The sequence below is a fragment of the Phaeobacter sp. JH20_08 genome, assembly GCF_048056635.1.
GTDB lineage: Bacteria > Pseudomonadota > Alphaproteobacteria > Rhodobacterales > Rhodobacteraceae > Phaeobacter > Phaeobacter bryozoorum.
Genome location: NZ_JAYMVV010000011.1, coordinates 253,862 through 270,771, shown reverse-complemented (window position 1 = coordinate 270,771; position 16,910 = coordinate 253,862). Strand labels below are relative to the sequence as shown.

At 63.5% G+C, this 16,910-nt stretch carries 20 protein-coding genes; 9 read left to right on the top strand and 11 right to left on the bottom strand.

Annotation, left to right across the window (positions count from 1 at the left end):
- Positions 1–3: 3 nt before the first annotated feature.
- Positions 4–939 (bottom strand): thymidylate synthase, encoded by a 936-nt coding sequence (locus VWY75_RS11845; RefSeq protein ID WP_340546001.1) that lies wholly within the window; start codon positions 937–939, stop codon positions 4–6.
- A gap of 385 nt (positions 940–1,324) precedes the next feature.
- Between VWY75_RS11845 and VWY75_RS11840 the strand changes: the two genes are divergently transcribed.
- Positions 1,325–2,158 (top strand): thymidylate synthase, encoded by an 834-nt coding sequence (locus tag VWY75_RS11840; RefSeq protein ID WP_340546000.1) that lies wholly within the window; start codon positions 1,325–1,327, stop codon positions 2,156–2,158.
- A gap of 12 nt (positions 2,159–2,170) precedes the next feature.
- Positions 2,171–2,647 (top strand): dihydrofolate reductase, encoded by a 477-nt coding sequence (locus VWY75_RS11835; RefSeq protein ID WP_340545999.1) that lies wholly within the window; start codon positions 2,171–2,173, stop codon positions 2,645–2,647.
- A gap of 29 nt (positions 2,648–2,676) precedes the next feature.
- Here VWY75_RS11835 and VWY75_RS11830 read toward each other — a convergent pair whose 3' ends face one another.
- The 4 genes from VWY75_RS11830 to VWY75_RS11815 form a co-directional block, all read right to left on the bottom strand.
- Positions 2,677–3,834, bottom strand: coding sequence for a M24 family metallopeptidase (locus tag VWY75_RS11830; protein WP_416539015.1), 1,158 nt, complete (start codon positions 3,832–3,834; stop codon positions 2,677–2,679).
- Positions 3,835–3,926: 92 nt separating this feature from the next.
- A complete protein-coding gene (locus VWY75_RS11825; RefSeq protein ID WP_416535202.1) occupies positions 3,927–4,721 on the bottom strand; it encodes an arylmalonate decarboxylase in 795 nt (264 codons plus the stop codon).
- Positions 4,722–4,816: 95 nt separating this feature from the next.
- On the bottom strand, positions 4,817–5,254 hold the full coding sequence (locus tag VWY75_RS11820) for a carboxymuconolactone decarboxylase family protein (protein ID WP_416535201.1): 438 nt from the start codon (positions 5,252–5,254) through the stop codon (positions 4,817–4,819).
- Positions 5,232–5,936, bottom strand: a complete 705-nt coding sequence (locus tag VWY75_RS11815) for a GntR family transcriptional regulator (protein ID WP_416539014.1) — start codon at positions 5,934–5,936, stop codon at positions 5,232–5,234. Before VWY75_RS11815 ends, VWY75_RS11820 begins: the two co-directional genes overlap by 23 nt.
- Before the next feature lie 100 nt (positions 5,937–6,036).
- On the opposite strand from VWY75_RS11815, the gene VWY75_RS11810 reads away from it, so the two are divergent.
- From VWY75_RS11810 to VWY75_RS11790, 5 genes are read left to right on the top strand one after another with little or no spacing between them, the layout of a single operon-like run.
- The gene (locus tag VWY75_RS11810; protein ID WP_340545994.1) at positions 6,037–6,639 is read left to right on the top strand and encodes an amino acid synthesis family protein; all 603 of its coding nucleotides are present in this window, start codon (positions 6,037–6,039) and stop codon (positions 6,637–6,639) included.
- On the top strand, positions 6,611–7,423 hold the full coding sequence (locus tag VWY75_RS11805) for an alpha/beta fold hydrolase (protein WP_416539013.1): 813 nt from the start codon (positions 6,611–6,613) through the stop codon (positions 7,421–7,423). Before VWY75_RS11810 ends, VWY75_RS11805 begins: the two co-directional genes overlap by 29 nt.
- Positions 7,420–8,328, top strand: coding sequence for a flavin reductase (locus VWY75_RS11800; protein ID WP_416539012.1), 909 nt, complete (start codon positions 7,420–7,422; stop codon positions 8,326–8,328). Before VWY75_RS11805 ends, VWY75_RS11800 begins: the two co-directional genes overlap by 4 nt.
- A 14-nt stretch (positions 8,329–8,342) precedes the next feature.
- On the top strand, positions 8,343–9,380 hold the full coding sequence (locus VWY75_RS11795) for an LLM class flavin-dependent oxidoreductase (RefSeq protein WP_416539011.1): 1,038 nt from the start codon (positions 8,343–8,345) through the stop codon (positions 9,378–9,380).
- Between the two features lie 11 nt (positions 9,381–9,391).
- Complete coding sequence (locus VWY75_RS11790) at positions 9,392–10,858, top strand: aldehyde dehydrogenase (protein WP_416539010.1); 1,467 nt, start codon at positions 9,392–9,394, stop codon at positions 10,856–10,858.
- Positions 10,859–10,926: 68 nt separating this feature from the next.
- Here the strand turns inward: VWY75_RS11790 and VWY75_RS11785 are convergent, their stop codons facing one another.
- Positions 10,927–11,133 (bottom strand): cold-shock protein, encoded by a 207-nt coding sequence (locus tag VWY75_RS11785; protein ID WP_340545989.1) that lies wholly within the window; start codon positions 11,131–11,133, stop codon positions 10,927–10,929.
- A gap of 220 nt (positions 11,134–11,353) precedes the next feature.
- Between VWY75_RS11785 and VWY75_RS11780 the strand changes: the two genes are divergently transcribed.
- Together VWY75_RS11780 and VWY75_RS11775 are read left to right on the top strand one after the other, a co-directional pair.
- Complete coding sequence (locus tag VWY75_RS11780; RefSeq protein ID WP_416539009.1) at positions 11,354–11,674, top strand: arsenate reductase family protein; 321 nt, start codon at positions 11,354–11,356, stop codon at positions 11,672–11,674.
- Between the two features lie 40 nt (positions 11,675–11,714).
- Positions 11,715–12,083, top strand: a complete 369-nt coding sequence (locus tag VWY75_RS11775) for a hypothetical protein (protein WP_416539008.1) — start codon at positions 11,715–11,717, stop codon at positions 12,081–12,083.
- A 78-nt stretch (positions 12,084–12,161) separates the two neighbouring features.
- Here the strand turns inward: VWY75_RS11775 and VWY75_RS11770 are convergent, their stop codons facing one another.
- The 5 genes from VWY75_RS11770 to thrS all read right to left on the bottom strand — a co-directional run bounded on the left by VWY75_RS11770 (position 12,162) and on the right by thrS (position 16,872).
- Positions 12,162–12,698, bottom strand: a complete 537-nt coding sequence (locus tag VWY75_RS11770) for a DoxX family protein (RefSeq protein WP_416539007.1) — start codon at positions 12,696–12,698, stop codon at positions 12,162–12,164.
- A 3-nt stretch (positions 12,699–12,701) separates the two neighbouring features.
- Positions 12,702–13,457: a putative DNA-binding domain-containing protein gene (locus VWY75_RS11765; RefSeq protein WP_416539006.1), complete on the bottom strand. Its 756-nt coding sequence runs from the start codon at positions 13,455–13,457 to the stop codon at positions 12,702–12,704.
- The gene (locus tag VWY75_RS11760) at positions 13,454–14,317 is read right to left on the bottom strand and encodes a DUF692 domain-containing protein (protein ID WP_416535194.1); all 864 of its coding nucleotides are present in this window, start codon (positions 14,315–14,317) and stop codon (positions 13,454–13,456) included. Before VWY75_RS11760 ends, VWY75_RS11765 begins: the two co-directional genes overlap by 4 nt.
- Positions 14,318–14,385: 68 nt before the next feature.
- On the bottom strand, positions 14,386–14,691 hold the full coding sequence (locus VWY75_RS11755) for a DUF2282 domain-containing protein (protein ID WP_340545985.1): 306 nt from the start codon (positions 14,689–14,691) through the stop codon (positions 14,386–14,388).
- A gap of 234 nt (positions 14,692–14,925) precedes the next feature.
- Positions 14,926–16,872, bottom strand: coding sequence for a threonine--tRNA ligase (thrS, locus tag VWY75_RS11750; RefSeq protein WP_416535193.1), 1,947 nt, complete (start codon positions 16,870–16,872; stop codon positions 14,926–14,928).
- Positions 16,873–16,910: the final 38 nt, after the last annotated feature.

Here is a 16,910-nt window from a genome sequence, read left to right as displayed (position 1 = left end):
AGATCAGGGTACCGGCTGATCGCAGACGGCCGAACTTTCTGCGGTGCCGCATTGGCCCAGAACAAAGATCCCGTATTCCTCGATGCCGTCGATATTCTCGACGTGGTTCTGGGCAAAGACGGACCCGGCAACCGATGTGGCATCGGTCCCGGCGAAGATGCCGCCATAGGTGCCGACATTGGTGCGGGTGCCGTTGACCACCTGCGAGGCGGTGCCGGTAAAGGTGCCATTGTCGGCAATATCGGTGGGCGCGAGGTCGAGTGTCACCAGCGTCTGCGGGGTGCCGCCCGCTGTGGTCGGCTCAATCTGGCGGTTGTAGATGGTGCCATTGACGACATTGTCGCGGAAATCGGCATTGACGAAGGCATCGCCGGTGACCTCGGCCGACTGGGCCGGGCGAATGTCAGCCGGAGTGCCGGGGGCGACGGGCAGCAGATCGCCGCCATCGCCTGCAATGTTCATCAGGCCCACATAGGTGCCAGCATAGCTCACCACACCTCCGGAGGCGACGTCTTCGGTCGGGGCGGAATAGCCGCCGCGACGGCCAAAGCTGGTGCCGGCAAAATAATAGGAGAACTGACCGCCGGTGGCGACGGCCACTGCAAAGCCGCCGTTCTCGATTTCACGGACATAGGCGGTGACATGACGGTCAAGCGAGCTGTCCTGCGCGGTATAGGCCTGATAGCCCTCGCGGTCGAGCGCCGGGCGGCGGCGGTAGTTGGCGGAAAACGGTGTGTCGTCAAGGCTGAGACCGCTGATCACCAATGTGCCCGCAGCGGCGTCATAGGCGACGCTATCAACGTCAGATGCCAGCACTTCGGGGACAATCGGATCGGTGGTGCCACCATCGGTATCATCCCCCGTGTCAAAGGGGTTGGTACCCCCGCCACATGCCGACAGCAGCGTTGCTGCCGCAAGTCCAAGCATTGCCCGCTTCATATGAACTGACCTCAAATTTTCTTTGTTTGCGGCAGTGTCTTGTCATGGTTGCGGAAAGTCAATTGAATTGCCGCGCCGCCTGGGCCGTCCGTAGCCGACCGTGGCGCATCGGTGACCTTTTTGTTGCGGGGTGCGCGGGGCAGGGCAAGCCGCTAGGGTGTGGATCAGCTGCGCCACTTTGGGGGCAGATGTCCGAATGGATATCGGGCAGGTGTCTGGGCGGCTGTCTGGCCGACTGTCTTGGCGGGTGTCTGGGTGCGGGCCGCCCTGCGGCTGCGGCTTACACACTCTTGAGATCGGGGGCGGCGGCAGGCTAGACAGAGGAGAAAACCTGCGGGCGCGCTCTGCGCCCCGACGGCAGGCAGATCACGAGGGAGAGATCGCAATGCGCCAGTACCATGAGGCCCTGCAGTATATTCTGGAACACGGCGAGGCCAGCAGTGACCGCACCGGCACCGGGACCATCTCCTGTTTCGGGATGCAGACCCGCTATCCGCTGGCCGATGGATTCCCGCTGGTGACCACCAAGAAGCTGCATCTGCGTTCCATCATCCACGAGCTTTTGTGGTTCCTGTCCGGCGACACCAATATCGGCTACCTGAAGGACAATGGCGTGTCGATCTGGGACGAATGGGCGGATGAGAACGGCGACCTCGGGCCGGTCTATGGTCATCAGTGGCGGCATTTTCCACGGCTTGAGCTGGTCCCCGGCACCAGTGGCGATGAGCCGCTTTATCGGGCGGGCACGGTCGATCAGATTGCGCAGCTGGTGGAGATGATCCGCAAAAGCCCCGACAGCCGCCGCCTGATTGTCACCGCCTGGAACCCCGGCGACGTGCCCGATATGGCGCTGCCGCCCTGCCATACCCTGTGGCAGGTGCGGGTGCAGGGGCGGCGGATGCACCTGCAGCTCTACCAGCGGTCGGCAGACATGTTCCTCGGCGTGCCGTTCAACATCGCCTCTTATGCGCTGCTGCTGAAGATGCTGGCGCATGTGACCGGCTATGAGGCGGGGGATTTCATCCATACCATCGGTGATGCCCATATCTATTCCAACCATATGGATCAGGTGACCCTGCAATTGTCGCGTACGCCGCAGCCGCTGCCGGAGCTGCGCATCACGCGCGACGTGCCCTCCATTTTTGACTTCAAATATGACGATTTCGAAGTGCTGAATTACACCCCCGATCCGGGCATCAAAGCTCCGGTTGCGGTTTGAGAGAGGACTGACATGATCACGCTTATTGTTGCCCGCGACCAGAATGGCGCCATTGGCAAGGACAATACGATCCCCTGGCAGGCGCCGGAGGATCTGAAGTCTTTTCAGCGCGAAACGCTGGGCGGGGCTTTGATCATGGGGCGCAATACCTGGGACAGCCTGCCGGTGAAGCCGTTGAAGAACCGGCTTAATCTGGTGGTGTCCTCAAACCCGGATGCCGCGGATCTGGTCTGCCCCAGCATCGAGGCCGCCCTGGCGGAGGCGCGCGCGCAGGGCTATCACCGGATTTACGGCATTGGCGGCGCGCGGATCTACGAAGGTCTGATGGAGATCGCTGACCGGATGCTGATCACCGAGGTCGAGACCGAGGTCGAGGACGCCGATACCTATTTCCCGCCGTTCCGGGCCGGGCAGTGGGGGATCGCCAGCCAGACCCAGATCCGCAGCGAGGCACCGGCCTGCGTGGTGGTGGAGTACATGCGCCGCTAGGTCTGTGCCGCGCGCCGGTCTGTCACAGCTCAGATCACCGGCAGCTCTGGCGCCGCACGGGTGCTGAGCAGGCGGCCCCCCTGCGGCGTCACCACGATGTTTTCCTCATGGACCATCATCAGCCCGTGGCCATAGGACAGCGATGGCTCCAGCGTCAGGACCATGTTCTCTTGCAGCTCGGTGGTGTCAAAGGCGGCGTGTGAGGGCTGTTCGGTCAGCTGTAACCCCAGCCCGTGACCCAGACGGCCAATGTCGCCGCCGCTGTCGTCCATCTCTGCAATCACCGCAGACATCGCCTGAAACAGATCGCGGCAGCTGTTGCCGGGGCGGGCGGCGGCGAGCCCGGCTTCGGTTGCGCGCCACAGCACATCATAGGCGCGGCGCGCGGTGTCATCGGCATGGCCAATTGCCCAGTTGCGGTCGAAATCGCAGTAATAGCCGTCCAGCACCATGCCGCTGTCCAGCATCAGGATATCCCCTGCCGCCAGCGGTGTGGCATCGGGCGGCGAGATCACATCGGCATAGCCGCCCTGCGCGCTGGCCCCGACCACATAGGGCGCGCCATCGGCCCCCTGCGCCAGCGCCTCGCGGCGAAAGGCGCGGAACACCTCGTCCAGCGGCACATCTTCGCGGGCGAATTCCGGCACCGCGGCAAAGGTCGCAGAGCCAATGGCGCAGATCCGGGCGAGCTTGTCGATTTCCGCCGGGGATTTCACCATCCTCAGCCCCTGCACCAGCCCGGTTGCGTCGGCAATGCGAAGGTCGGGCAGGGCGTCCATCAGCCGTTCCCAGTCGCCCAGCGGCATCCGCAGATGGGTCTCATGTCCCTTCATCACGCCAAGCGTCTTCAGCGGCGACAGCGCCTCGACCAGCAGGCTGATGCCGTCATCTTCGGGCGCGGGCGCCGACCAGCAGCGAATATCGTCAAGCCAGCTGCGCCGCATCAGGCTGGCGCCGATTTCGGGAATGATGGCAATCGGTTTGCCGCTGGCGGGGATCAGCACAAACCACGGGCGCGTCGGGCTTTGCCAGAACAGCGTCTGAAAACCGGTGAAATACTGCACGTCGGGTTCGGTCATCAAGAGCAGCGCGTCGAAACCGGCTTCGGCCATGCGGGCCTGTGCCCGCCTGGTACGGGCGGCGTATTCTGTTTCGGGAAATCCGCGCATCGCGAGAGGTGCTGTCATAGTGATCTTCTTTGCAGGTGGACCGCCCGTCGGGCGTTAAGGGCTCAGAAACCGGCACCGGGAGGGCACCGGCCGGGGGCAGAGTGTCGGGGTCAGAGGGTTGGCGTCAGCGCGTGGCCGGGATGTTGGAAAATCTGCCCAAACCCCTGCAACTGATCGGTGATTCCGGCCCGGCGCAGGCAGGACCACATCAGCGCCTGATTGGACGTGATCACCGGCTTGCCTGCGGCCTGTTCGATCTCATCCACCACCTCAAGCGCGCGAATGCCGCTACAGGAGAGAAAGATCGCATCGGCCTCCGGCTGATCAATCTCCAGCGCAAATTCCTTCCAGTAGGAGGGTTCGACCCGGCCGAATTCCAGACCTGTTTCCAGCCGCAGCCCCTGAATGTCGAGGATATCAAACCCGGCCGCCAGCAGATATTCCGCCTCGGCGGTGTTGATATCGTCAAGATAGGGCGTGCCGACCACGATCCGCTTGGCGCCGACTTCGCGCAGCGCGTCCATGACGCCGGTAACAATGGTCATCGGTTGCGTCTGCGGCGCGCCCTTGCGGATTTCGCGAAAGACGTTCTCTTCCCGGCAGACAATCGAGCCGGAGGTGCAGCAATAGGCGATGACCTCGGGGTTCATATCCGGTTGCAGCCGGCCGGCCGCCTCGGCCATGTGGTCGATGTGCCGCGCCAATGTCTCGTTGGTGGTGTAATCATCGGTCCTGAGCCGGGTGATATGCACGCCGACCCCTTCGGGCGCCATGGCAAAGAGGTCGGTTTCGCAGGCCAGATCGGTGGACATCAGGATAAAGCCGAGACTGGCGCGATGGGCGGTGCCCTTGCCCATCAGCGGGGTGCGGGGGCTGGACTGAACGGTTTGACCGGATTGAAACATCTGAGAAGGTACCTCGCTGTCGGCTCTTGGCCTGTTGACGTTGCGCTGTGAGGAGGGGGGAGGACTGGCTTCTGCGGGCCGGTGCGGCTGCGGCGTCAGCCCGCGTCTGTCTGGTCCAGAACCGTCCGGGCGGCGCGGAAACACTCCAGCCCCTGCGGAACGCCGCAATAGATCGCAACCGCGTGGATAATCGCGCGGATCTCTTCGCGGCTGACACCATTGTTCACCGCCCCCCGGCAATGCAGCTCCCATTCGTGCATCTTGCCAAGCGCGCCGATCATGGCAAGATTCATCATCGACCGGGTCTTGGCATCTATCGTGTCATCGCCCCAGCCAAAGCCCCAGCACCATGCGGTCATCGCCTCCTGAAAGGGGCGGGTGAACTCATCCGCGGCGGCGAGGTTCTTTTCCACATATTCCGCGCCAAGGGTGGCCTTGCGCTGCTCCAGACCCTTCAGGAACAGATCCTCGTCAAAGGTGCTGGTCCGGTGGGCTGTGGCGCCGGGTGTGTCAGGTGTCGTTGGACGGCTCATCTGCTGGCTCCTTCAGGAAGCGTTCGGCCGTGCGGGCCGCATCGGCGATATGGGTCTCAACCGCCCGGCGCGCGGCCTCAGGGTTGCGGCTGAGAATGGCATCGTGAATGGCGGTCATATGGCTCATGCCGGAGGTTTCGCGGTCCTTTGCCGCGATGGTAAGGGCGCGCAACCGGCTGATCCGACCGTTCAGCCGCTGCACGATATCCCAGGCAATCGTATGGCCGGCCTCAAGGAATATGAGCTGGTAAAAGCCGGTGGTGGCGCGCAGCAGATGGCCCCATTCGGTGTCACTCATCGACGCCTCGACCTCGGCAAGCGCGCGGCTGAGGTCGGCGGCAAACTCCGGCCGCTGCACCTCGGCGCTGGCCGCTGCCGCCGCCGCTTCCAGCTGGCGGCGCACATCGTAGATCTGCCGCGCCTGATCCCAGGTCAGGCGGGCCACGACCGGGCCGCGATTGGGGATGATCTCGACCAGCCCTTCAGCCTCAAGATAGCGGATCGTCTCGCGGATCACGGTGCGACTCACACCCAGCTGATCGCAGAGCGGGCGTTCCACCAGCCGCTCACCGGGGGCGAAATGGCCGTCGATGATCGCCTCCCGCATCCGTTCCTGCACGATATCGCGCAGGGTTTGCGGGGCTTTTTCGATTTTGCGGAGCGTTGTCTGGCTGGGTTCCATGAGATTTCCATAGCAGCGCGTCTGGGCTGCGGCAAGTATGATTGACATATCGTATAATGGTATACCATGATACCGCAGCACTGCCGATCAGGAGATTCCCATGCCCGCCATCATCCGCAAAACCCTGCTTCACGTCGAAAAGACCCTGATCGAAGGCGGCAAGGCGGCGCCGGTGCCGCTGACGCTGATTGCCGCCATCGCCGTTATTCGCAATCCTTGGGCAGGGCAGGGGTTTGTCGAGGATCTGACGCCGCAGATCCGGGACTGCGCACCCGGTCTGGGCACCCTGCTGACCGGGATGATTCTGGAGGCAGCAGGCGGTGGTGACCGGGTCGAGGGCTATGGAAAATCCGCGATCGTCGGAATGAACGGCGAGGTTGAGCACGCCTCCGCCCTGATCCACACACTGCAATTCGGCAATCCCTACCGCAGCGCTGTGGGGGCCAAATCCTACCTGTCATTCTGCAATACGCGCGGGCCTGCCAATGCGCCGCTGATGATCCCGCTGATGGATAAATGCGATGGCGGCAGACGGTCGCATTACCTCACCATCCAGACCTCCGTCGCCGATGCGCCCGGTGCCGATGAGGTGCTGATCGCGCTTGGCGCGTCGATCGGCGGGCGGCCGCATCACCGGATCGGCGACCGCTATCAGGATCTGAAAGAGCTTGGCAATGATGTCGACAACCCTGCAGCTGTCTGAGCCCACCCGCAGCGTTGCGCTGCGCGACTGCGGGCAGGGGCCTGCGCTGGTGCTCCTGCACGGTGTCGGAATGCAATCGGCAGCCTGGGGACCGCAGATTGAGGATCTGAGCCGGACCCATAGGGTGATTGCGCCGGATCTGCCGGGGCATGGCGGCAGCGCGCCGCTGCCTGAGGACAGCGAACTGCCGGATTTCGTGGTCTGGCTCAGGGATGTGCTGCGGGCGCTGGACCTCGGCCCGGTCAGCCTGGCGGGGCATTCGATGGGGGCGCTGATCGCGACCGGTTTCGCAGTGAGCCACCCGGCGCTGACCACACGGGTGGCGCTGTTGAACGGCGTCTTCTGCCGTGATCCGGCGGCGCGGACGGCCGTTCAGTCCCGCGCCGCTGAGATCGCTGCGGGTCGCTGCGATCTGGACACGCCGCTGGCCCGCTGGTTCGGCGACAGCCCGACCGATATCGACGCCCGCGACCGGGTTGCGGGTTGGCTGAAATCGGTTGATCCCGCAGGCTACGCCACCGCCTATGCGGCTTTTGCGCGGGGCGATGCGACCTATGCCGGGCGGCTGGCCGAGATTGCCTGTCCATTTCTGGCCATCACCGGCGATGGCGATCCCAATTCCACGCCTGAGATGTCGCAGGCCATGGCGCTGCGGGTGCGCCGGGGGCGTGCGGTGACCATCACCGGGCACCGCCATATGGTGAACCTGACGGCGCCGGATCTGGTCACCGCCGAACTGCGCAACTGGCTCGCCACGCCCACCCCTGAGGAGGATCCGTCATGACACCCCTTGATCCACGCGCCCTGCGTCAGGCCTTTGGCAGCTTCATGACCGGGGTGACGGTGGTCACCTCCCATGATGCCGGGGGTCGGCCCATCGGGTTCACCGCAAATTCCTTTACCTCCGTTTCGCTGGATCCGCCGCTGCTGCTGGTCTGCCTGGCCAATAGCTCGCGCAACTACGACGCGCTGGTCGGCGGCGAGGGGTTTGCCGTCAATGTGCTGGCGGAGATGCAGATCGAGATTTCCAATACCTTTGCCCGCCCGGCTGAGGACCGGTTTGCGGGCATCAGCTGGCACCGGGGGCCTGCGGGCTCGCCGCTGATCGACGGGGTGTCGGCCTGGTTCGATTGCAGCCTGCACAAGACGGTTGAGGCGGGCGATCATGTGATCCTGATCGGCGAGGTCCGCGCCTTTGGCACCGGCACCAGCCCCGGGCTTGGCTATGCGCGCGGTGCCTATGTGACGCCTGCAATGACCGCAGAGGCGGCGGTGGCCGGTCCAGATCTGGTGATCTCGGCCCTGATCGAGCGCGACGGCGCGGTGCTGCTGGTCGATGACGGATACGGCGGATCTACGTTGCCGGAGGCCGTGGTCGATGCCGAAGGCGCTGCCGCAACCATGCGCCGACTGATCGCCGAAACAGGGCTGAGCGGCGAGCCGGGCTTTGTCTATTCGATCTATGAGGACGTTGCTCGCAAACGCCAGCATATCGCCTTTCTGTGCCATGGCGCCACCGGCACCCCGTCGCGCGGGGTCTTTGTGCCGCTGGACAGCAGTGCGCTGGACGATGTCAGCGATCCGGCGATCCTTGCCATGCTGGACCGTTTCACCCGCGAGGCGGCTCTCGGCGATTTCGGCATCTATTCAGGCAATCAACGCAGCGGCGAAATCCGCCAGATCGCATAACGGCAGGTGGCATCATGCGCTTTTCTCTTTTTGTCCATATGGAACGCACCTCGGCGGAGCAGGACCAGCGGGATCTCTACGATGATTTCGTCACCCTGGCCAAAATCGCCGATCAGGGCGGGATGCACGCGGTCTGGACGGGGGAGCATCACGGAATGGATTTCACCATCGCGCCGAACCCTTTCCTGAACCTTGTCGATCTGGCGCGCCAGACCCGCAACGTGCGGCTTGGCACCGGCACCATCATCGCGCCGTTCTGGCATCCGATCCGCCTTGCAGGGGAGGCGGCGATGACCGATATGATCTTGGACGGGCGGCTGGAACTCGGCATTGCGCGCGGCGCCTATAGCTACGAATACGAACGGATGGTGCCGGGCATGGATGCCTGGGACGCAGGCCAGCGGATGCGCGCGCTGATCCCGGCGCTGCGGGGACTGTGGCAGGGAGATTACGCGCAGGAGGGGACCTATCATTCCTTTCCGGCCACCACCTCCTCGCCCAAACCGCTGCAACCGGGCGGCCCACCGATCTGGGTCGCCGCCCGCGATCCCAACAGCCATGAATTTGCCGTTGCCAATGGCTGCCATGTGCAGGTGACACCGCTGTGGCAGGGGGATGAGGAAATCACCCGGCTGATGGAGACCTTCAAGGCCGCCTGCGCCAAATTCCCGGATATGCCGCGCCCGGATATCATGCTGTTGAACCACACCTATATTGCCGCCGATGCCGCCGACGCCCAGCAGGCAGCGGAGGAGATCAACCGGTTTTACTGCTACTTCGGCGCCTGGTTCAAAAACGAACGGCCCGTATCGCAGGGGCTGATCGCGCCGTTGAGCGAGGCGGAGATTGCCGCCCATCCGTTCTATTCGCCCGAGGCGATGCTGCGTGACAATGTGATCGCCACCGCCGAAGATGCGATTGCGCGGATCAAAGGTTATGAGGCGCTGGGGTACGATGAATACAGTTTCTGGATCGACAGCGGCATGAGTTCCGAGCGCAAGCGCGCCTCGCTTGAACGGTTCATTCGCGACGTCATGCCGGCCTTTGCCTGAAGGGGATCACCATGCAGCAGTTCCAGCAGTATATCGGCGGAGTGTTCTCGGATGGCTCCGCCCGTTTCGAGAGCCGCGATCCGGCAACCGGCGAGGTCTGGGCGATGATGCCAGAGGCCCGCGCGGTGGATGTGGAGGCGGCCGTGGCAGCGGCCCGTGCCGCGTTCCACGCACCGGACTGGGCGGGCATCACCGCCACCGCGCGTGGCAGGCTGCTTTACCGGCTGGCGGATCTGATTGCCGAAAACGCCGAGAGCCTGGCCCGGATCGAGACCCGCGATACCGGCAAGATCATTCGCGAAACCTCGGCCCAGATCGCCTATGTGGCTGAGTATTACCGCTACTACGCGGGCCTCGCCGACAAGATCGAAGGCGCCCATCTGCCGATCGACAAACCGGATATGGAAGTCTGGCTGCGCCGCGAGCCGCTTGGGGTGGTGGCGGCGGTGGTGCCGTGGAATTCGCAGCTGTTTCTGGCCGCGGTGAAGATCGGCCCGGCGCTGGCGGCGGGCTGTACCGTGGTGCTGAAGGCATCGGAGGAAGCCCCGGCGCCGATGCTGGAATTCGCCCGCATCTTTGATCAGGCCGGTTTTCCGCCGGGGGTGCTCAATGTGATCACCGGCTTTGGCGCCGACTGTGGCGCGGTGCTGACGGCCCATGCCGGGATTGACCACGTGGCCTTTACCGGCGGGCCGGAGACCGCGCGCCAGGTGGTGCGCAACTCGGCTGAGAACCTTGCCTCCACCTCGCTGGAGCTGGGCGGCAAATCGCCCTTCATCGTATTTGAGGACGCCGATATCGACAGTGCGGTGAATGCGCAGGTCGCCGGGATCTTTGCCGCCACCGGGCAGAGCTGCGTTGCGGGCTCCCGGCTGATCATCTCAAACCGGATCAAGGCGGATTTTCTGCGCCGTCTGACGGAAAAGGCCGAAAGCGCCCGGATCGGTGCACCGGACGCGCCGCAGACCGAGATCGGCCCGCTCTGCACCGGCGCGCAGATGCGCCGGGCGGAGGATTTGCTGGCGGCCTCGGTTGCGGCGGGCGCGCGGATCGTGACTGGCGGGCAGCCGTTGCCGCGGGCCGGTCACTTCTTTCCGCCAACCATCGTGGATTGTAGCAACGCGCCGCAGGCCCCCTGCGTGAGAGAGGAATTCTTTGGCCCGGTCCTGTCGGTGTGCGGTTTTGACACCGAGGCCGAGGCGCTGGCGTTGGCCAATGACACCGCCTTTGGTCTTGCTTCTGGGGTGTTTACCCGCGACCTGACCCGTGCCCATCGCATGATCCGCGGCATTCGTGCCGGCATTGTCTGGGTCAATACCTATCGCGCGGTCAGCCCCATCGCCCCCTTTGGCGGGCACGGGCTATCCGGCCATGGCCGCGAGGGCGGGCTACAGGCGGCGCTGGATTACACAAGGGTAAAGACGGTCTGGCTGCGCACCAGCGACGATCCGATCCCGGATCCCTTTGTGATGCGCTAGGTGATGCGCTGGGGCAGGCCACGGAGTGGCTGCGCGCAAGGGGGAACCCCGGCGCAGCCGGAGTGTGGTCACAGTGGGCGGATGTCGCTGGCCATCTGGCGACCGTCACGCCCTTCGGTCATTTCAAAATCGACTTTCTGATTATCTGTCAGCCCGGTCAGCCCGGATCGCTCAACCTGAGAGATGTGCACAAACACATCCTTGCCGCCGCCTTCAGGCTCGATAAAGCCATAGCCCTTGGTTGTATTGAACCATTTCACGGTGCCACTCGCCATGTTCCCGTGTCTCCTTCCTGCTAGTGAGCCGCCCTGAATACACGATAATTTCGCGGCGCAGAGCGGGGTGATCGGTTTTGCCGCAGTGCGCAGACAAAACAGGCCGGGGAAGTTGTCCCAACCCGGTTTCAACTTTTGCACGGACCATGTAAAAATCAAGCAAAACAGTGCGGCTCTACCATAAATTGTGCTGAGCTGCCCCCTCGGGAAAGGAAAAAACGTGCAACTCTATGGATTGAAGACCTGTGACACCTGCCGCAAGGCGCTGAAACAGTTGCCGCAGGCGGAGCTGGTGGATGTGCGCGCCGATGGGGTGCCGGAGGCGATTTTGCAGGCCGCACTGGCGCAGTTCGGCGACCGGCTGGTCAACACACGTTCCACCACATGGCGCGGGTTGAGCGAGGCAGAGCGGGCGGGGGAGCCGCTGGATCTGTTGACGGCGCATCCGACGCTGATGAAACGTCCGCTGATCAGATCCGGTGAGGGTCTGCACCTCGGCTGGGACGCCAAAACCAAGGCCGCCCTTGGCGTCGAGGGCTAGAACCCCCATCTGCATATCGGATTAGGTAAGGAGAGCGGCAATGCGCAATGCAGCGCTGGTGCTGGGCATCGTGGCCGGGCTGATCGGCATGGTGGTGGGGTTTGCGGGCTATGGCTATACCGCCGCCGTGGAGTATTTTGGCGAAATCGAAGGGGTGGCCCGGCAGGTCGACGATGTCGAACAACTGCGGCTCCTGGCCGTGATCTCGCCCATCCTTGCGCTGGCCGGTGGCGCGATGGCGCTGTCGCGGGCGCTCTGGGGCGGGGTGCTGCTGCTGGCCTCGGCGGCGGGGCTATATGCCGGGTTCGGGCTTAATGTCTTTACCATCTTCCCGATCTCGCTGGCGCTTCTTGGCGGGCTGCTGGCGCTTGCTGCCGGCAAACCGGATGAGCCGAAGGCGCATTTCTGAACCGGATCGAACGCAAGGAATGAAAAAAGGCGCCGCTGCGGATGCAGGGCGCCTTTTTATGTTTGAGGACTGGCCGGATCAGGCGGTGGCAGGCGTCGTAGCGCGCCGCGCCAGCGCATCAAGGGACAGCGGACCAGCCCCCTTGAACACCAGCACCAGCAGCAGGAAGGTCCACATCACCCGCTGGTCGACCAGACCAATGGCGTTGTCAAAGAGACTGCCCAGTTTCACGCCATGGCCGGTCACATCGACGATGGTCTGCACCCAGATGAAACCGATGGTGCCAAGAGCGGCCAGACGGGTGAGCAGACCAACAAGGATCAGCGCGGGCAGCACATATTCGGCGACAGTGCCGGCAAAGATCACCAGCCGCTGAAAGATATTGAGCTGGCTGACATCATAAAGCACCGCCTCGGCGGCCTTGGGGAAGATCTGACCAAAGGCGCCGGCAGAGGGCGAGAAAATCGAACCATCCGTCTTCAGCCCGGCAGAGTTCCAGTAGTAGACCAAGAGCACCGCGGCAAAGACCAGCCGGGCCAGGGTCGGGACGATGATATCGGACAGCCGGTCAGCCTTGCCGAAGATCGAGGTATAGGAGGAAACAAGCGCGTGCATCGGTTATCCTTTGCGGTCTAGGTCAATGATTGCACCGCCTTGCAGCAACAGGGCGAGCGGGTGTGAGAGGTCGAAATCCGGCTGGTCGGCCTGAACGGCGGTCAGCGCCTCGTCCAGCGTGGCACCAGCGATGAGGGCGGTGATCCAGTCCGCGCCCCCGGCGGGCAGCTCCTGAACGATGGGGTCGAATTCGGGCCGGGTGATCAGCACGTCCTGCGCGATATGGCGGGGCTTGGGAGCGTTCTCTTCGGTGTTGAAGCGCCAGATGTCATAGATCGGCCAGGGCGAGCGCAGCAGGGTGACGGCGGGGGCCAGTGTCAGCCGGGTCGCCATCAGCTGATCGGGTGCAAGCGCTGCCAGACGCGCCGGGTCAACCGCAGTGGCGTCGGCAGCGTGATACGCCCGGCGCAGGGCAAGGTCGAGCCGCGCCGCATCGGGCAGATAGCCGAGATGTTTCAGCTGCTCCATCCCGGCGAGAAACGCGGGAAACTCAGCGCCATAGTGCATCATCAGCGGCGAGGAGGGCGGATGGGCGCGCAGATATATGCCCGCCAGCCCGTCGAGGTTCTGCTTGCCCAGCAGCTTGCCGATCAGGGGAAAGGCGCTGTGCATCGCCTCGGTCAGGGAGACCGCGATATTATTGCGATAGACGCTGAACCGTCGCCCGGCCGGCTGGCCGGTCGCATCCAGCAGCCCCTCAGGCACCGGCTGGCCCGCATCCATCATGGCGTGGGCGAATTCTGTCTGGCTGACAGTCATGCCGGCACCCGCTCCAGCGCGGTTGCGGCACGGGCGGCCTCGGCCTCCAGCACCGGCCAGGCGGGCACATCGGTGTCCCACTCGACCAGCACAGGCTTGGGGCCGGATTTTGCCAGCGTATAATCCAGCAGCGCCCAGACCGGATCCACCACCTCGGCGCCGTGGCTGTCGATCAGCAGCGGTTTGCCGTGGTCGTCCTGATCCTCATCATGGCCGCCAAGGTGGATTTCACCAACCTGATCCAGCGCAAAGGCGTCGATATAGCCCTGCGGCGAAAAATCGAGATTGGTGGCGGAGACAAAGACGTTGTTCACATCCAAGAGCAGCCCGCAGCCGGTGCGGCGGGTGATCTCGGCCAGAAACTCCGGCTCGGACCAGCTGCTTTCGGCAAAGGCGAGGTAGCTGGATGGGTTTTCCAGCAGCATCCGCCGCCCGATGGCGTCCTGCACCTGATTGATATGATCGCAGACCCGCGCCAGCGTGGCATCCGTATAGGGCAGCGGCAGCAGGTCGTTATAGAAATGGCTGTCATGGGTGGACCAGGCGAGATGTTCGGAGAAGCTGGCAGGATTGAGCCAGCCCACCAGATGCGTCAGCCGTGCGAGGTGATCGGCGTCCAGCGGCCCTTCGCCGCCGATAGAGAGGCCGACGCCATGCACCGACAGGGCAAATTGTTCAGCCAGATGACGCAGCTGCGCGATCGGGCGGCCACCGTCGCCCATGTAGTTTTCGGCGTGGATTTCCAGCCATTTTACCGGGCTCGGCCGCTCAGCGCCGACCGTTGCAAGAATATCGGCGAAATGCTGCGGCTTGTAGCCAACACCGGCTGCGGCGGGCAGGGAAGGGGCGGCATCCAGCATGACAGGTCCTCTGATCCGGTTACAAAAAGGGCGGGAGAAATCCCCCGCCCCGCTGGTCTGGCCTGTGCTTACGCAGGCAGGTCACGTTCCAGCGGCTCCAGCGAGCCCTTGCGGTCGCTGCCATCGGCCATTGCGGGCAGTTCCATACCTTCGCAGCTGCCGGCATCGACCAGGGTCCAGGCGTTGCCCTGATAATCGACGGTCGAGGTGCCGGCGCAGGTGGTGCCGGGGCCTGCGGCGCAGTCGTTCTGACCGGCGAGGGAGACGCCATAGCATTTCTCTTTGGACTGGGCGGCAGCCGGGGTGACCATGGCAGAGGTCAGTGCGGCAGCAACGGCACCAGCGACGGCGAGGGATTTTGCGGTGTTGGACATCGGTGTCTTCCTTCTTTGGAATTTGGTTGCGAGGCGGTTGTTACAGGTCAGACATTAGCTCAGCCTGAGAAGTGTTTGAATTCACGAGCCTGTGTCTCACGCGGGCGTCAGCAGCCGTGACCGCTTATTACAGCGAAGTGGCTGCTGAACCCTTAAAACCATGCGCAAAAAGAAACCGGCCCCGCAAGTGGGGGCCGGTAAAAAGGCAAAGATCAGCAAAAGACCGCAGGAATGTTACAGAAGATCCGGCGGAGTTGCCTCAACCGCCAGCGCTTTTGTTACAGCCTCCAGGGTTTCGACCTTGGTCTGTTTTTCGCCAAGACGGCGGACGGAAACGGTGCGCTCTTCGACCTCGCGGTGGCCGACGGCGAGGATGACCGGCACCTTGCCCACCGAATGCTCGCGAACCTTGTAGTTGATCTTCTCGTTGCGGATGTCGGCCTCCGCGCGCACACCGGCGGCGCGCAGGGTCTCAACAACCTCGTTCACATAGTCATCGGCGTCGGAGGTGATCGAGGCGACAACCACCTGACGCGGCGCCAGCCAGAACGGCAGCTTGCCTGCGTGTTCCTCGATCAGGATACCGATGAAGCGCTCGAAGGAGCCCAGCGTGGCGCGGTGCAGCATGAAGGGGCGGTGCTTATTGCCGTCCTGGCCGATGAAATTCGCATCCAGCCGTTCGGGCAGGTTGGGATCCACCTGCAGGGTGCCGCACTGCCAGTTCCGCCCGATGGCGTCGGTGAGGGTGAATTCCAGCTTCGGACCGTAAAAGGCACCTTCGCCCTCCAGCAGCTCGTAGTCATAGCCCGCCGCCTTGCAGGCATCGCCTAGCGCCTTTTCCACCAGATCCCAGCTCTCATCGCTGCCGATCCGTTTTTCCGGGCGGGTCGAGAGCTTGATGGTCCAGTCATGGAAGCCGAGATCGGCATAGACCTTGGACAGGAATGCGATGAATTTTGCGGTTTCAGACTCGATCTGATCCTCGGCGCAGAAGATATGGCCGTCATCCTGGGTAAAGCCGCGCACCCGCATGATGCCATGCAGCGCGCCCGAGGGCTCATAGCGCGCACAGGAGCCGAACTCAGCCATGCGCAGCGGCAGGTCGCGGTAGGATTTGAGGCCCTGATTGAACACCTGCACATGGCAGGGGCAGTTCATCGGCTTCAGTGCGTTGACCGCCTTTTCGCGGGCATGTTCCTCGTCCACTTCGACGATGAACATGTTCTCCTGGTATTTGTCCCAGTGGCCCGAGGCCTCCCACAGCTTGCGGTCCACCACCTGCGGGGTGTTCACCTCGACATAGCCGTCGCGGTCCTGCATGCGGCGCATGTAGTCCTGAAGGGTGGTGTAGATGCGCCAGCCGTTGGGGTGCCAGAAGATCTGGCCCGGCGCCTCTTCCTGCATGTGGAACAGGTTCATCTCGCGGCCCAGCTTGCGGTGGTCGCGTTTGGCGGCCTCTTCCAGCATGGTGAGATGCGCTTTCAGCTTTTCCTTGCCGGTGAAGGCAACGCCGTAGATCCGCTGTAGCATCTGGCGGGAGCTGTCGCCGCGCCAATAGGCGCCTGCGATGCTCATCAGTTTGAAGGCATCGCCCGGCAGCTGGCCGGTGTGCTGCAGGTGCGGGCCGCGGCAGAGGTCCTGCCAGTCGCCATGCCAATACATGCGCAGCGGCTCATCGCCCGGGATGCTCTCGATCAGCTCGACCTTATAGGGTTCGTTCAGGTCGGTGTAATGCTGGATCGCGCGGTCGCGCTCCCAGACCTCGGTGCGGACCTCATCACGTTTGTTGATGATCTCTTTCATCTTTTTCTCGATGGCGCCGAGATCTTCCGGGGTGAAGGGCTCTGCGCGGTCGAAGTCGTAATACCAGCCGTTTTCAATGACCGGGCCGATGGTGACCTTGGTGTCGGGCCAGATGTCCTGCACCGCGCGCGCCATCACATGCGCCAGATCGTGGCGGATCAGCTCATTGGCCTGAACCTCATCCTTCATGGTGTGGATGGCAATGGCGGCGTCCGCGTCGATCGGCCACTGAAGATCCCAGTGCTGCCCGTTGACGGTGGCGGAGATGGCCTTTTTGGCCAGCGAGGTCGAGATGTCAGCGGCCACCTCGGCAGGGGTGATACCTGCGTCATAGGAGCGTGCATTGCCATCGGGGAAGGTGAGAGAGATTTGGGCCATATCGGCTCTCCTCGTCGGTTTGGCGCCCACAGAACGCC

Bases quoted from the DNA above. Each gene is read 5' to 3' on its own strand.
- VWY75_RS11770 (WP_416539007.1), bottom strand. From the start codon at position 12,698: ATGCACGCGCTTGTTTCCTCCTATACCTCGATCTTCGGCAAGGCTGAC.
- VWY75_RS11835 (WP_340545999.1), top strand. From the start codon at position 2,171: ATGATCACGCTTATTGTTGCCCGCGACCAGAATGGCGCCATTGGCAAG.
- VWY75_RS11800 (WP_416539012.1), top strand. From the start codon at position 7,420: ATGACACCCCTTGATCCACGCGCCCTGCGTCAGGCCTTTGGCAGCTTC.
- VWY75_RS11845 (WP_340546001.1), bottom strand. From the start codon at position 939: ATGAAGCGGGCAATGCTTGGACTTGCGGCAGCAACGCTGCTGTCGGCA.
- VWY75_RS11760 (WP_416535194.1), bottom strand. From the start codon at position 14,317: ATGCTGGATGCCGCCCCTTCCCTGCCCGCCGCAGCCGGTGTTGGCTAC.
- VWY75_RS11820 (WP_416535201.1), bottom strand. From the start codon at position 5,254: ATGAGCCGTCCAACGACACCTGACACACCCGGCGCCACAGCCCACCGG.
- VWY75_RS11775 (WP_416539008.1), top strand. From the start codon at position 11,715: ATGCGCAATGCAGCGCTGGTGCTGGGCATCGTGGCCGGGCTGATCGGC.
- VWY75_RS11805 (WP_416539013.1), top strand. From the start codon at position 6,611: ATGATGTCGACAACCCTGCAGCTGTCTGAGCCCACCCGCAGCGTTGCG.
- VWY75_RS11830 (WP_416539015.1), bottom strand. From the start codon at position 3,834: ATGACAGCACCTCTCGCGATGCGCGGATTTCCCGAAACAGAATACGCC.
- thrS (WP_416535193.1), bottom strand. From the start codon at position 16,872: ATGGCCCAAATCTCTCTCACCTTCCCCGATGGCAATGCACGCTCCTAT.
- VWY75_RS11755 (WP_340545985.1), bottom strand. From the start codon at position 14,691: ATGTCCAACACCGCAAAATCCCTCGCCGTCGCTGGTGCCGTTGCTGCC.
- VWY75_RS11840 (WP_340546000.1), top strand. From the start codon at position 1,325: ATGCGCCAGTACCATGAGGCCCTGCAGTATATTCTGGAACACGGCGAG.
- VWY75_RS11810 (WP_340545994.1), top strand. From the start codon at position 6,037: ATGCCCGCCATCATCCGCAAAACCCTGCTTCACGTCGAAAAGACCCTG.
- VWY75_RS11785 (WP_340545989.1), bottom strand. From the start codon at position 11,133: ATGGCGAGTGGCACCGTGAAATGGTTCAATACAACCAAGGGCTATGGC.
- VWY75_RS11795 (WP_416539011.1), top strand. From the start codon at position 8,343: ATGCGCTTTTCTCTTTTTGTCCATATGGAACGCACCTCGGCGGAGCAG.
- VWY75_RS11825 (WP_416535202.1), bottom strand. From the start codon at position 4,721: ATGTTTCAATCCGGTCAAACCGTTCAGTCCAGCCCCCGCACCCCGCTG.
- VWY75_RS11765 (WP_416539006.1), bottom strand. From the start codon at position 13,457: ATGACTGTCAGCCAGACAGAATTCGCCCACGCCATGATGGATGCGGGC.
- VWY75_RS11815 (WP_416539014.1), bottom strand. From the start codon at position 5,936: ATGGAACCCAGCCAGACAACGCTCCGCAAAATCGAAAAAGCCCCGCAA.
- VWY75_RS11790 (WP_416539010.1), top strand. From the start codon at position 9,392: ATGCAGCAGTTCCAGCAGTATATCGGCGGAGTGTTCTCGGATGGCTCC.